This window comes from Klebsiella sp. AqSCr (genome assembly GCF_008452795.1).
Lineage (GTDB): Bacteria > Pseudomonadota > Gammaproteobacteria > Enterobacterales > Enterobacteriaceae > Klebsiella > Klebsiella pneumoniae.
The window spans coordinates 2,638,154-2,652,448 of sequence record NZ_MJDM01000005.1 but is presented as its reverse complement, the minus strand read 5'-3'; the positions used below and the strand labels follow the sequence as shown (position 1 = coordinate 2,652,448).

The following is a 14,295-nucleotide window of genomic DNA, read 5'->3' as shown; positions in this document are numbered from 1 at the left end:
CCGCCCTTTTTTATGCCTGTCACTTTATGGGAGGCAAGGTTAATGGTTCGAAAACCAGTTCAGTTTATCCCGCAGACCGACCACGCGGCCGACGATGATCAGCGCCGGGCTGGCCATCTGCTGCGCCAGAATATCCAGTTGTCCTAAGGTGCCGCTGACCACTTTTTGCGTCACAGCGGTGCCGTTCTCGACGATGGCGGCGGGCATATCTTCAGCCATGCCGTGAGCGATAAGCTTCTCGCGGATCGCCGGCGCCTGGTTCAGACCCATGTAGAACACCAGGGTTTGCTTCTCCACCGCCAGGTTCGCCCAGTCCAGCTCGCCGCCGGTTTTCAGGTGGCCAGTGACCAGGCGGACGCCCTGCGCGAAATCGCGGTGGGTCAAGGGGATCCCCGAATAAGCGGAGCAGCCGGAGGCGGCGGTAATGCCAGGCACAACGGAGAAGGGGATGCCCGCCTCGCAAAGCGTCTCCAGCTCTTCCCCTCCGCGGCCAAAGATAAAGGGATCGCCGCCTTTCAGCCGGACCACGCGTCTTCCTTTTTGCGCTTCGCGCAGCAGGATCTGGTTGATCTCCTCCTGCGGGACGCAGTGGTAGCCTGAGCGCTTGCCGACGAATACCCGATCGGCATCGCGGCGCACCAGATTCATGATGTCATCGGAGACCAGCCGATCATAGACCACCACGTCAGCCTGCTGGATCTGCTGCAGGCCTTTGAGCGTGAGCAGCCCGGCGTCACCGGGGCCGGCGCCAACCAGCACCACCTCGCCGCGATGCTCCAACGGCTCCGTCAGCAACTGCTCAGTGGTATCCGCGACTGCCTGCCGATCGTCATTAGCCAGCGACTGCGCCAGACGGTCGTTAACAAACAGCTTCTCCCAGAAGCGGCGACGCTCGCCTACGGTGGCAAACTGCTGCTTAACCCGCGCGCGCAGATGGCCGGCATAGCGGGCCAGCTGGCCGAGATGCAGGGGCAGAATTGACTCCAGTTTCTCGCGCAGCAGGCGCGCCAGAACCGGTGATGTCCCGCCCGAGGAGACGGCGACCATCAGCGGCGAGCGATCGATGATCGACGGCATGATAAAGCTGGCCTGGCGCGGGGCATCCACCACGTTACAGAAGATACGCCGCGCTTCGGCCGCCTCGCTAACCTGCTGGTTGACCGTCTCATCATCAGTAGCGGCGATGGCCAGCCAGCAGTTATCCAGCAGCGAGGGGATAAACTCCCCCTGCACCAGAGTTAGCATCTGTGAATCAGCCCACACCTGAAACTGGGGCGTGAAGTCGAGCGCATTGACCGTGACGTTAGCGCCAGCATCCAGCAGCAGACGGGCTTTGCGTTCGGCGACATCCCCGCCGCCAACCAGTAAACAATCGCGCTGGCGCAACTGGCAGAATATGGGTAAGTGATCCACAGAATAACCTCATAAAAATAAGGGGTAGAAAACGAGTGGTCGTAGAATAGCAGCAAAGGTAATACAAAACATGCGACATATCCCGCACTCATGCGCTGTCGGTCAGAACTGTTACTTATATCTCCCCCCGTGGCCGGGGGGAGGGAGAAGGACTTACGCTTTAAGCTGAACGTGTCCGTCTTTCACGCGAGCGTCGAAGCGGGCGATAGAGTGGCTGGCATCTTCCATGCACAGGCCGTCGCTTAGACGGAAGCGCTGTTTTTTCAGCGGGCTGGCGACCCATAGCGCGCCGTCATGCTCGGCGATAATCCCGCGAGACAGTACGCTGGCGTTGAAGAACGGATCAATGTTGCTGATGGCGAATACTCTGTCGTCATGGTAGGGACGGAAGATCGCCACCTGCTGCTGACCGAGCAGGGCGCAGACGCCGGTGGCCGGCAGGATGTCGTCGATGCTGCAGATATTTACCCACTGGCTCATGCTTTTTCCTCCACCAGAGTAACCGGGATACGCTCATACGGCGTGGCCGGGCGGTGCTGGTCACGTTCCGGCACCACCTGAACGTTCGGGTCGCGCTGGTCGCTGTTGATAAAGTGTTTGAAGCGGGTCTGCGCCGCCGGGTTGTTGACGGTCTCGGTCCACTCGCAGGCGAAGGCGGCGCGCAGGCGAGCCAGTTCTTCTTCCAGATGGTCGTTCAGACCGAGCTTGTCATCGATGATGACGCTGCGCAGATAGTCGATACCGCCTTCCATATTGTCCAGCCACGGGGCAGTGCGGGTCAGCTTATCGGCGGTGCGGATGTAGAACATCATAAAGCGGTCGAGATATTTGATGAGCGTATCGCGATCGAGGTCCGCGGCCAGTAGATCGGCGTGACGCGGTTTCATCCCGCCGTTACCGCACACGTACAGGTTCCAGCCTTTCTCGGTGGCGATGATCCCAACGTCTTTACCCTGCGCTTCCGCGCATTCACGGGTGCAGCCGGAGACGCCGAACTTCATTTTGTGCGGGGTGCGGATGCCTTTATAGCGGTTTTCCAGTTCTACGCCGAAGCCGACGCTGTCGCCAACGCCGTAGCGGCACCAGGTGCTGCCGACGCAGGTTTTCGCCATTCGCAGCGCTTTGGCGTAGGCGTGGCCGGTTTCGAATCCCGCTTCAATCAGCTGCCGCCAGATCTCCGGCAGGTCGTCTTTCTGCGCGCCAAACAGGCCGATGCGCTGAGAGCCGGTGATTTTGGTGTACAGATTGAATTCACGCGCGATGCGGCCCACGGCGACCAGCCCTTCCGGCGTGATTTCGCCGCCAGCTGAGCGCGGGATCACCGAATAGGTACCATCTTTCTGAATGTTGGCGAGGAAGTTGTCGTTGCTGTCCTGCAGCGGCGTGTGCTGCGGCTTGAGGATGTACTCATTCCAGCAGGAGGCCAGCAGGGAACCGACGGTCGGCTTACAGACTTCACAGCCGTAGCCCTGACCGTGTTTTTCCAGCAGCTCGTCGAAGGTTTTAATGCCTTCCACGCGGATCAGGTGGAACAGCTCCTGACGGGAGTAGGCGAAGTGTTCGCACAGATTGTTGTTGACCTCGATGCCCTGTTTCGCCAGCTCGGCGTTGAGCACCTGAGTGACCAGCGGAATACAGCCCCCGCAGCCGGTCCCGGCTTTGGTTTCCGCTTTCAGCGCCGCCACGGTGTGGCAGCCTTTGTTGATAGCGGCGATCAGGTCGCCTTTGCTGACGTCAAAGCAGGAGCAGATCTGCGCGCTGTCCGGCAGTTTATCGACGCCGATGGACGGCTTGCCGCTGCCGGCGTGGGCCGGGAGGATCAGCGAATCCGGGTTTTCCGGCAGCTCGATGGCGTTGAGCACCAGCTGCAGCAGATTGCCGTAGTCGCTGGTATCGCCGACCAGCACCGCGCCGAGCAGCGTTTTGTTGTCGGCGCTGACGATCAGGCGCTTATAAACTTCTTTGCTTTCGTCGAGATAGACGTAGCTACGGGCGCCCGGCGTGCGGCCGTGGGCATCGCCGATCCCGCCCACGTCCACACCCAACAGCTTCAGCTTGGCGCTGAGGTCGGCGCCGGTGAAGCTATTTTCACTGCCGAGGAGATGGTCGACGGCCACCTGGGCCATTTTATAGCCGGGGGCGACCAGACCGTAGACGCGGTTGTTCCAGCTGGCGCATTCCCCGATGGCATAGATATCCGGATCGGAGGTCTGGCAGCTATCGTTGACCATGATGCCGCCGCGCTGGGCGACCGCCAGCCCGCACTGGGTGGCCAGCTTATCGCGCGGGCGGATCCCGGTTGAGAAGACGATGAAATCGACCTGCAGCTCGCTACCGTCGGCGAAGTGCATGGTTTTGCGCGCCTCGGTGCCCTGCTGAACAATCTCTTTGGTGTTTTTGCTGGTGTGAACTTTCACGCCCATGCTTTCGATTTTGCGCCGCAACTGCTCGCCGCCCATCTGGTCGAGCTGTTCGGCCATCAGCATCGGCGCGAATTCGATAACATGGGTTTCCACGCCGAGGTTTTTCAACGCGCCGGCCGCTTCCAGGCCGAGCAGGCCGCCGCCGACTACCGCGCCGCGTTTGCTGCGGCGGGCGCAGGATTCGATGGCGTTAAGATCTTCAATAGTGCGATAGACGAAGCAATCCTGGGTTTCCGCGCCTTTAATCGGCGGGATCCACGGGTATGAGCCGGTCGCCATAATCAGCTTGTCGTAGAACACGGTACGCCCGGCGCTGGAGTGGATCACTTTCTCCTGGCGGTTGATGGTGATCGCCCGTTCGCCGACCAGCACCTTGACGCCGTGTTTCTCATAGAAACCTTCGCGTACCAGCGACAGTTCTTCCGCAGTGTGATGGGAGAAATAAGACGACAGGTGGACGCGGTCGTAGGCGATACGCGGTTCTTCACAGAACACGGTAATGTCGAACTGTCCGGCAGGCGCCTTATCGAGAAGCTCTTCGATAAAGCGATGGCCAACCATGCCGTTACCGATAATAGCGATTCTGACTTTGCTCATTTTTGCCTCGATTTCTTTTCTATTACCGCCTACCTTAACGATTCAGCCATCAGGCTTATTGATGCAAATCAATGACAACTTCACCTACCACTTAATGGGTATGCGTTTGATTTGTCAGTATTTTTATAAGTCATGGAAAACGCTGACTTTTCCTTTTTGCTGATTTTGTGTACAAGAATTGGGTAAGCCGCGATTGGGGTTAGACAGAAAACAAGCCGTATTGAATAGAGAGGGTGATATGACAGCAGCGCCGCTTTGGTTGATTCAGAACGTACGCCTGGCAGACCGCGACGGCCTGTGGCAAATAGCCATTGATAAGGGCCGCTTTGGCGCGATCACGCCGATGGGGGAGGCGCACGATGAAAGCTATGAGGTATTGAACGCTCGCGGCGGGCTAGCGATCCCGCCTTTTATCGAGCCGCATATCCATCTGGATACCACCCAGACGGCCGGCGAGCCGAACTGGAATCAGTCCGGTACTCTGTTCGAGGGGATTGAGCGCTGGGCGGAGCGGAAAGCGCTGCTCAGCCATGAGGACGTCAAAGCCCGGGCGTGGAAAACCCTGAAGTGGCAGATCGCCAATGGCGTGCAGTTTGTCCGCACTCATGTCGATGTTTCCGATCCCACGTTAACGGCGCTGAAGGCGATGCTGGAGGTCAAACAGGAGGTGGCGCCATGGGTCGAGTTACAGATTGTCGCTTTTCCACAGGAGGGGATCCTCTCTTACCCCAACGGCGAGGCGCTGCTGGAGGAGGCCCTCAAGCTGGGGGCGGACGTCGTCGGGGCGATCCCGCATTTTGAGTTCACCCGTGAATATGGTGTGGAATCGCTGCATATCGCCTTCCGTCTGGCGCAGCAATATGACCGCCCACTGGATATTCACTGCGATGAAATTGACGATGAGCAGTCGCGCTTTGTTGAAACCGTTGCCGCGCTGGCGCTGAAAGCGGGGATAGGGCCGCGGGTAACGGCCAGCCATACCACCGCTATGCACTCCTATAATGGCGCTTATACCTCGCGTCTGTTCCGCTTGCTTAAGCTCTCCGGCATCAACTTTGTCGCCAATCCGCTGGTGAATATTCATCTGCAGGGCCGGTTTGACGACTACCCGAAGCGACGGGGCATTACCCGGGTGAAGGAGCTGTTGGCGGCGGGGATCAACGTTTGCTTTGGTCATGATGACGTCTTTGACCCGTGGTACCCGCTGGGGACCGGCAATATGCTGCAGGTCCTGCATATGGGGCTCCATGTTTGCCAGCTGATGGGCTACCAGCAGATCAACGACGGCCTGCAGCTTATCACCGACAACAGCGCCCGTACGTTTGGCCTCGAGGATTACGGCATTGTCAGCGGCAACCCGGCTAACCTGATCATTCTCCCGGCGGAGAATGGCTTTGAGGCCGTCCGCTGCCAGGTGCCGGTGCGCTGGTCAATTCGCCAGGGAAGGGTGATCGCGACCACCCAGCCGGCGCAAAGCTGGATCCAAACTGACCGCGGTGGCGAGGAGCTTTCTTTTATGAGGAACAGCCCCCTTGCGGATGCAAAGGGGCCGAAGGCTTAGTGAGACGCCGCCTGAGCGTTGTTCTGGCGATGACGGGAGACGAAGCCGAGGATAAAGCACATTACGAATACCACGGCATAGAGGCCGTTAGCGGTGTGCAGCGCGGCCAGGGGACCGCTGGCCGCCACAATCGGGCCGGTGACCACGAAAGTGAGCATGGTGCCGATGGTGCCGCAGGTGAGGATAAAGTTCACCAGCTTCGGCGAAGCGACCCGCGTCTGCTGCGAACCGAGCGTAATGATCGAGGTGTAAATGGCGCTGGAGAAGAAGCCCAGGGTCAGAATAAACCACGGCATATGCTCCGGCGAACCATTGATAAACAGGTACATCAGCACCGTCGCGAGCCCGGCGAGGACGGTTAAGATACGCTGCAGGTCGAAGAAGCGCAGGATGAAGCTGAATGACCACATGCCGATCATGTAGGACATCCAGAAATCGCTCACCAGTTTACCGGCGTCGCCGAGGCTCATGCCCAGGCTCTTTGCATATTCCGGTACCCAGGAGATAAAGCCCAGCTGACCGAGGATGTAGCACAGCGCCGCAACGGAGAGGAACAGTACGCCAATGCCCCACTTCTCTTTCACCACCGGCTGGCTGTTTTCACTCTGGGCTTTTTTGCCCAGCACCGGGAAATCACAGCCGAAAGTCAGGACGAAAATAGCGACATACACCAGACCAATACAGGCGTAGACCCAGTACCACTCGATGCTGCGCGCCAGCAGGACGGCGGCGACCATCGGGAAAATCATGCCCGCCATGCTAAAGAAGGAGTCGGTAAACAGCAGACGCGCCCCGCGCTGACGGCCTTCATACATATGGGTGATCAGGAAGGTCCCGATCGACATGGTGATCCCGCTCACCAGGCCAAGAACGAACATTGACGCGGAGAACAGCGCCAGGCTGTGGCTGAGCATCAGGCCGGCCACCGCCAGCACCATCAAAATAAAGCCACAGCGCAGCTGAGTTTTCAGCGGCACGATTTCCATCAGCCAGGCATTGAGGAAGATGGAGATAAGAATACCGGCGTTCAGAAAGGTAAAGGTGTTGCTCATACTGGAAACGGGCAGATGGAAATAATCCGCAATGTTACCCATCACCATCCCGGTGACGATCACCAACGCGCCGGTCAGGGCGTAGGAGAAGAAGCTGATCCATGTGAGCTTAATACGGTTGCTGTTAGTCATGACTGGCCTGTGAATAGAAAGGTAAAGCGCGTTGACGCTGCGCCGGGCGGACAGATTTTATTCGTTCAGGTGATGTAATTAAATGTTTATTGTGAAATGGGTTATCTTTTGCATGTTTTAATGTGATCTGCATCACGCTTGTTCGCTGCAAAGGAGATCGTTTGCGCGGTTACAATTATTACAGCTAAGTAAAATTTGGTAAAAGGCTGGCCCAGGATGCAAAGGCTCTTTAGAATCAAGGCACTCGCTTTTATTCTGCTCCGTTAAGGAATTTCCATGCTCAAATCAACACTGGCGGCGATGGCTGCCGTTTTCGCTATTTCAGCGTTCTCCCCGGCCATGGCGGCAAAGGGCGATCCGCATGTGCTGCTGACCACTTCGGCAGGTAACATTGAGCTTGAGTTAAACAGCCAGAAAGCCCCGATTTCCGTGGATAACTTCCTGAAGTACGTCAACAGCGGCTTCTACAACAACACCACCTTTCACCGCGTGATCCCGGGATTCATGGTGCAGGGCGGCGGCTTTAACGAACAGATGCAGCAGAAGCAGCCTAACCCGCCGATCAAGAATGAAGCAGACAACGGCCTGCGCAACACCCGCGGCACCATCGCGATGGCGCGTACCGCCGATCAGGATAGCGCCACCAGTCAGTTCTTCATCAACGTGGCGGATAACGCCTTCCTCGACCATGGCCAGCGCGACTTTGGCTATGCGGTATTCGGCAAAGTGGTGAAGGGGATGGATGTTGCGGATAAGATCTCTCAGGTCCAGACCCATAACGTTGGTCCGTACCAGAATGTGCCGACCAAACCGGTCGTTATCCTCTCTGCGAAAGTGCTACCCTAATCCTCCCGCGGCGCGGTGGTCTATCGCCGCGCCCGGTCACCTCCCGGCATAACCTGAAATTGCTGCTTATACTTGTGGCACACAGGGGACGATATGGGGGGCGACGATGCGTCCACTCACCGATAAGCAAAAATCCCGACTCTGGGAACAGACACGCAATACCAATTTTCAGGCCAGCCGTCGCCTTGAAGGCGTGACGGTGCCGCTGGTTACGCTGACTGCCGAAGAGGCGCTGGCGCGTCTGGCGACGTTGCGGAGGGAGTATGAGCGATAAATTCGGCGATGAACGCGATCCTTATCTCTATCCGGCGCTGAACGTGCTGCGCAACCGTCTCGGCATCCGCCAGGCTAAAAATCTGCAGCAGGCCGCCTTTGAGATGACAGCGCTGCGGGCGGCCACTCTGCCGCTGGGCCCGCGGGTGCGCGGCTTACCCTATCTGTGCGCTATTCATCACCAGTTGTATCAGGATCTGTTTGACTGGGCGGGCCGCTTGCGTGAAGTGAACCTCTACCTGGGCGATACGCCGTTCTGCCACTTTGCCCGGATCGAGGAGGAGGGGAATGCCCTGATGCAGGCCCTTGAGCAGGAGGATTATCTCAATGGCCTGCCGCGCGATACCTTCATCGAACGCCTGAGCTGGTTCTATGGTGAAATTAATGTGCTGCACCCTTTTCGTCTTGGCAATGGCCTGACCCAGCGTATTTTCTTTGAACAGCTGGCGATACATGCCGGCTACCTTCTTAACTGGCGTGACGTTGACCCCGCCGGCTGGAGTGCGGCCTGCCAGCAGAGCGCGATGGGCGATCTGGCCCCGCTGGTGGCGATCTTTCGCAAAGTGGTAAGCGAAGCGCGGGAATCTGAGTAGAATAGCCCGGTTTTGATTGTTCCGGAGCCGCTATGATCCTGCTTATCGATAACTATGACTCTTTCACCTGGAATCTGTATCAGTACTTCTGCGAACTGGGGGCGGAAGTACTGGTCAGGCGCAACGATGCGTTGACGCTGGAGGAGATAGCGGCGCTGGCGCCGGAGAAAATCGTGATCTCGCCAGGCCCCTGCACGCCGGATGAGGCGGGGATTTCCCTCGCGGTTATCCGCCACTATGCCGGAAAAACGCCGCTGCTGGGCGTCTGTCTCGGGCATCAGGCGATCGCCCAGGCGTTTGGCGCGACTATCGTGCGGGCGGCCCAGGTGATGCATGGCAAAACCTCGCTTATCGAGCATAACGGCGAAGGGGTGTTTCAGGGGCTGAATAATCCCCTGACGGTGACCCGCTATCACTCGCTGGTGATTGACCCGCCGACGCTCCCGTCCGAGTTTAACGTCACTGCCCGCAGCGCCAGCGGTGAGATTATGGGGATCCGTCACCGCGAATGGGATCTCGAGGGCGTGCAGTTTCATCCGGAAAGCATCCTCAGCGAGCAGGGCCATCAATTGCTGGCCAACTTTTTGAAACGGTGATTTTCAGTTGCTATTGACTGATTTTTTATGCATATTTTGTGATTAGATTATCATAATCGCATCTGCGTAACGAAGAGGGATGGGCAAGACATGGCAACTGAACAACCGGCAATCACCCGCGCCACATTCGATGAAGTTATTTTGCCAATTTATGCACCGGCAGAATTCATCCCGGTGAAGGGGAAAGGCAGCCGCGTCTGGGATCAGCAGGGGAAAGAGTATATCGATTTCGCCGGCGGTATCGCGGTGACGGCGCTTGGCCATTGCCATCCGGCGCTGGTGGCGGCGCTGCATCAGCAGGGCGAAACGCTGTGGCACACCAGCAACGTCTTTACCAATGAGCCGGCGCTGCGTCTGGGACGTAAACTTGTCGAGGCTACCTTCGCCGAGCGCGTGGTGTTTATGAACTCCGGCACCGAAGCCAATGAAACGGCCTTTAAGCTGGCGCGTCACTATGCGGTGACCCGCCATAGCCCGTATAAAACCAAAATCATCGCCTTCCATAATGCCTTTCATGGCCGCTCCCTGTTTACCGTTTCCGTCGGCGGTCAGCCGAAGTATTCCGATGGTTTCGGCCCAAAACCGGCGGATATTGTCCATGTTCCCTTCAACGATCTGCAGGCGGTAAAAGCGGTGATGGATGACCACACCTGCGCGGTGGTGGTGGAGCCGATTCAGGGCGAAGGCGGCGTGACGGCGGCCACGCCGGCTTTCCTGCAGGGACTGCGCGAGCTGTGCGATCAGCACCAGGCGCTGCTCGTCTTTGATGAAGTACAGTGTGGTATGGGGCGTACCGGATCGCTGTTCGCCTATATGCACTACGGCGTGACCCCGGATATTCTGACCAGCGCCAAAGCGCTGGGCGGCGGCTTCCCGGTCAGCGCCATGCTGACCACCCACGAGATCGCCAGCGCCTTCCATGCGGGCTCCCATGGCTCAACCTACGGCGGCAACCCGCTGGCCTGCGCGGTCGCCAACGCCGCCTTCGATTTGATCAATACCCCGGCGGTGCTGGATGGCGTGAGCGCGAAGCGCGAACTGTTCGTCAAACACCTGCAGCGGCTGGATGCCGAGTTTGATCTGTTCAGTGATATACGCGGGATGGGCCTGCTGATCGGCGCGGAACTCAAGCCGCAGCACAAAGGCCGTGCGCGTGATTTCCTCTATGCCGCGGCCGACGCCGGCGTCATGGTGCTCAACGCCGGGCCGGACGTGATGCGTTTTGTTCCCTCGCTGATCATCGACGAGCAGGATATTGCCGAGGGGATGGCGCGCTTTGCTCAGGCCGTGGCAAAGGTGATTAACGGCTGATCTTCCGCAGCCAGATGCCATGGTGCGGCCGCTGACGCCATGCCACTGATGAAATGGTGTGCATGGTGTTCAGATGGCCCAGAATGCGTTGCAGATGCTGCTCCAGGGTGCTTAACGGACCGATCGGCGCCTCGCTTTCCGGCGACTCCATAATATTGGCATCCCCTGCGCTGCCGGGACCATCGCTGTCCAGCCGCTGCTGGCAGCGCTGCAGCGCAATCTCACAGGATTCGAGATAGCGCTGGGCAAGATCCGGGGTCAGCATCGTATGCTCCCGGGCCAGGGTGGTCATAGCGTTGATGTGTTCGACGATAAACTGGCTGTGCGTCACCCACAGCTTCATATCTTCCAGATAGTGGGTATTAAACCCGGGTTCCTGCATCGCCTGATTCAGGGAGTTGTAGAGCGCGTTGTGCGCCTGGTTGACGCGCATGCGTTGATAGGCCAGCGCGGGGGCTTTTGGATCGGCGCTGAGGATCAGGCGAATTGCCTGCTGGTCGGCCTCCAGCGCATCGTGGGCGTTTTTTTTCAGCAGGCCGCTCTGCCACTGCGGCCACAGCCAGACCATCCCGCCGAAGGCAATCAGGCAGCCGATAAGGGTGTCGATCAGCCGGGCGATAATAAACTGTTCGCCGTTAAGCGTCAGCAGCTGCAGGGTATATACCGCCGTCACCGTAAACCCAACCATCGCCCAGCCATAGTGTTTGCGAATGATCAGATAGCTGAGCAGGGTAATCAGCAGCATCCCGCTCAGGGTGTAGCTCTCCGGAACGTGAAAATGCAAGGTCAGCCCGGCGATCGTCAGGCCGGCGAGCGTCCCCGCCGCCCGGTGAACAATACGCACCCGGGTGGCGCCATAGCCGTTCTGGGTGACGAAAAGCACCGTCATCAGGATCCAGTAGGGCTTAGGCAAGTGCAGGGCGTTGCCCATCAGGCTGGCGACGCTCAGCATCACGCTGATGCGGGCGGCATTGCGCAGCGCGGGCGATTTTAGCGACAGGTAGTTCTTTAGCGCGGGCAATAGCGGTAAACGACGCTCTTTGTCGGCCATCAGGTCCCGGGCATACAGCGGGCGCTGGGTATGCAGCACCCGGGCGATGCGGCTGAAGTGCCAGGCGCAGAAGTGGCCGACCGGGTTATCCGGATGTTGTCTGGCGATCTTTTCCAGAGCCTCGATCTGTTTATCCATCTGAAAGCGCTTTGGAAAGCGATGATAGAGCATGTCATCCGCCAGCACGCGCAGGCGGGCGGCGACGGTCTGCGCGTTCCAGCGGATCACCGCTTCGGCATGGCTGCGTTCCACCAGCTTTTGCACCTCTTCCGGCTGATGCAGGCTGACCGAAATATGCTCCTGCAGATCCAGCCCCATCTGAAACGCCCGCAGCAGGCGCTTATGATCGTTGCGTTGGTTAGCGGCCAGCATATGCATCTGCTGATAGCACTGGGTAATCAGATCGACCACTTTCTGCTGGCGGGTGAGCAGCGGCGGCAGGGCGGTCGAGGGATCGGTATGCTGGGTCAGCAGGCTGTATTTGGCTTCACAGTAGTCCGCCAGCTCCCGGTAAAGCAGGCTAAGCGACTCCCGTAGCGGCTGTTCGCGCCACAGCCAGAACCAGAACCAGTTAAACACGCCGTACCACAGCGTGCCGAAGGCGTAGATCAGCAGCGGCTCCCAGATGGGCATATTGCCCGCCAGGCTCAGGGTAAAGATGGCGGCGATCAGCGACGCGGGCAGCAGCCGCGCGTGCAGCGAACTGATCTCCGCGGTAACGCCGAGCAAGAGCGCCAGGCCGCTGAGAATAAACGGCAGGGGTATCGCCTGGGCAAGCAGCAACTGCACCACCAGACTGCATCCGGCAAACAGGCAGCCGCCGATAATCAGGCGTTTGAAAAAGCGCTTATGCGGGGTATCAAGACCGGCAATGTTGCAGCAGGCGGGGACTAAGGAAAATAACAGCCCCTGCTGGAGATGGCCGAGCAGAAGACCGATGGCCACGGGCAGACACAGCACCAGCGTTTGCCGCAGTGCATAGTTGACTTCCGGGTGGTAAATCAGCCTGCGCCACATGAGGGAAAAACAAAAACGGCGTACTGCGGGAGCAATACGCCGCTTAGCAACTTAACGGGTGCCGTAGACGACGATGGTTTTACCGTGCGCGGAAATCAGGTTCTGATCTTCCAGCATTTTCAAAATACGACCAACGGTTTCACGAGAGCAGCCGACGATCTGACCAATTTCCTGGCGGGTAATTTTAATTTGCATACCGTCCGGGTGGGTCATGGCATCCGGTTGCTTCGCCAGGTTCAGCAGCGTCTGGGCGATACGGCCCGTCACGTCGAGGAAGGCAAGGTTGCCCACTTTCTCAGACGTGACCTGCAGACGGCGAGCCATTTGCGAAGAGAGACGCATCAGAATGTCCGGGTTCACCTGGATCAGCTGACGGAATTTCTTATAAGAGATTTCGGCCACTTCACATGCGGTTTTCGCCCGTACCCAGGCGCTACGCTCCTGACCCTCTTCAAACAGGCCTAATTCACCGATGAAATCGCCCTGGTTGAGGTAGGAGAGGATCATCTCTTTACCTTCTTCATCCTTGATGAGTACAGCCACGGAGCCTTTAACGATGTAGTACAGCGTTTCTGCTTTTTCACCCTGGTGGATCAGCGTGCTCTTTGATGGGTACTTATGAATGTGGCAATGAGACAAGAACCATTCAAGGGTAGGGTCTGTTTGCGGTTTGCCAAGCACCATGCGCGGTTATCCTCTGTTATAAGCTATCTCCGGGCGCCGACACTACACGGCGTCCGGGCATGCAATCGTATTGTTTCCCTATACCTGGGAAGCTGGCTGATGATTTTTCGACAGCCCGTAATGTGAACTCCTCTGCATACATGCAGTACATCAATGTATTACTGTAGCATCCAGACTGTTTTAGCATAGCTTTCGCCGCATGTCTCCTGGTGTCTCGCTTCAGCATGACGCAGGTCGCCTTCCGTTGCGAGAATTGTTATGTGCGCGTAATCTGACAGGAATATTGCGATACTGGAGTTAAATTTTATGCAAGCGCGTGTGAAATGGGTAGAAGGGTTAACCTTTATCGGGGAGTCCGCATCGGGACACCAGATTCTGATGGATGGCAACTCTGGGGATAAGGCTCCCAGCCCGATGGAGATGGTGCTGATGGCGGCGGGCGGTTGCAGTGCGATCGATGTGGTCTCCATTCTGCAAAAAGGTCGTCACGACGTGACCAATTGCGAAGTGAAGCTGACCTCCGAGCGTCGCGAAGAGGCTCCGCGTCTGTTCACGCATATTAATCTGCATTTTATCGTCACCGGCAAGGCGCTGAAAGATGCCGCGGTCTCCCGGGCGGTGGACCTGTCGGCAGAGAAATACTGCTCGGTGGCGCTGATGCTGGAAAAAGCGGTGAACATCACTCACTCCTATGAAGTGATCGAGGCGTAGTCTTCGCCTGCCGTTGTATCGAATCTCAACCCCGG

Annotated in this window: 13 protein-coding genes; 7 read left to right on the top strand and 6 right to left on the bottom strand. The window is 58.0% G+C overall.

Features of this window, described 5'->3' with window-relative positions; all coding sequences use genetic code 11:
• Nucleotides 1-39: 39 nt before the first annotated feature.
• The 3 genes from cysG to nirB all read right to left on the bottom strand — a co-directional run bounded on the left by cysG (nt 40) and on the right by nirB (nt 4,433).
• Entirely contained in the window at nt 40-1,413 is a 1,374-nt protein-coding gene (gene cysG / locus BHE81_RS17140; RefSeq protein WP_002920252.1) for a siroheme synthase CysG, read from the bottom strand.
• A gap of 153 nt (nt 1,414-1,566) precedes the next feature.
• On the bottom strand, nt 1,567-1,893 hold the full coding sequence (gene nirD, locus BHE81_RS17135) for a nitrite reductase small subunit NirD (RefSeq protein ID WP_002920249.1): 327 nt from the start codon (nt 1,891-1,893) through the stop codon (nt 1,567-1,569).
• Nucleotides 1,890-4,433 carry a nitrite reductase large subunit NirB gene (gene nirB, locus BHE81_RS17130; protein ID WP_002920243.1) on the bottom strand — a complete coding sequence of 848 codons (2,544 nt, stop codon included), beginning with the start codon at nt 4,431-4,433 and terminating at the stop codon, nt 1,890-1,892. The genes nirD and nirB overlap by 4 nt, the downstream gene beginning before the upstream one ends.
• Nucleotides 4,434-4,671: 238 nt before the next feature.
• On the opposite strand from nirB, the gene BHE81_RS17125 reads away from it, so the two are divergent.
• A complete protein-coding gene (locus BHE81_RS17125) occupies nt 4,672-5,994 on the top strand; it encodes a cytosine deaminase (RefSeq protein WP_004174045.1) in 1,323 nt (440 codons plus the stop codon).
• On the opposite strand, the gene tsgA is transcribed toward BHE81_RS17125, so the two are convergent.
• Nucleotides 5,991-7,178, bottom strand: a complete 1,188-nt coding sequence (tsgA, locus tag BHE81_RS17120) for an MFS transporter TsgA (RefSeq protein WP_110246643.1) — start codon at nt 7,176-7,178, stop codon at nt 5,991-5,993. The genes BHE81_RS17125 and tsgA overlap by 4 nt on opposite strands.
• A gap of 276 nt (nt 7,179-7,454) precedes the next feature.
• On the opposite strand from tsgA, the gene ppiA reads away from it, so the two are divergent.
• The 5 genes from ppiA (at nt 7,455) to argD (ending at nt 10,797) form a co-directional block, all read left to right on the top strand.
• Nucleotides 7,455-8,024 (top strand): peptidylprolyl isomerase A, encoded by a 570-nt coding sequence (gene ppiA / locus BHE81_RS17115; RefSeq protein ID WP_002920238.1) that lies wholly within the window; start codon nt 7,455-7,457, stop codon nt 8,022-8,024.
• A gap of 106 nt (nt 8,025-8,130) precedes the next feature.
• On the top strand, nt 8,131-8,298 hold the full coding sequence (locus tag BHE81_RS17110; protein ID WP_002920231.1) for a YhfG family protein: 168 nt from the start codon (nt 8,131-8,133) through the stop codon (nt 8,296-8,298).
• Nucleotides 8,288-8,890: a putative adenosine monophosphate-protein transferase Fic gene (locus BHE81_RS17105; RefSeq protein ID WP_004181446.1), complete on the top strand. Its 603-nt coding sequence runs from the start codon at nt 8,288-8,290 to the stop codon at nt 8,888-8,890. The genes BHE81_RS17110 and BHE81_RS17105 overlap by 11 nt, the downstream gene beginning before the upstream one ends.
• Before the next feature lie 32 nt (nt 8,891-8,922).
• Entirely contained in the window at nt 8,923-9,486 is a 564-nt protein-coding gene (gene pabA, locus BHE81_RS17100) for an aminodeoxychorismate synthase component 2 (protein ID WP_002920229.1), read from the top strand.
• A 90-nt stretch (nt 9,487-9,576) separates the two neighbouring features.
• Nucleotides 9,577-10,797, top strand: coding sequence for a bifunctional acetylornithine/succinyldiaminopimelate transaminase (gene argD, locus BHE81_RS17095; RefSeq protein ID WP_002920226.1), 1,221 nt, complete (start codon nt 9,577-9,579; stop codon nt 10,795-10,797).
• On the opposite strand, the gene BHE81_RS17090 is transcribed toward argD, so the two are convergent.
• Nucleotides 10,787-12,865 (bottom strand): YccS/YhfK family putative transporter, encoded by a 2,079-nt coding sequence (locus BHE81_RS17090; protein ID WP_020323923.1) that lies wholly within the window; start codon nt 12,863-12,865, stop codon nt 10,787-10,789. The genes argD and BHE81_RS17090 overlap by 11 nt on opposite strands.
• Nucleotides 12,866-12,916: 51 nt before the next feature.
• Entirely contained in the window at nt 12,917-13,549 is a 633-nt protein-coding gene (crp, locus tag BHE81_RS17085; RefSeq protein ID WP_000242758.1) for a cAMP-activated global transcriptional regulator CRP, read from the bottom strand.
• 306 nt (nt 13,550-13,855) lie between these two features.
• Here crp and BHE81_RS17080 point away from each other — a divergent pair, with 306 nt between their 5' ends.
• A complete protein-coding gene (locus BHE81_RS17080) occupies nt 13,856-14,260 on the top strand; it encodes an OsmC family protein (RefSeq protein WP_002920158.1) in 405 nt (134 codons plus the stop codon).
• The last annotated feature ends 35 nt before the right edge of the window (nt 14,261-14,295 follow it).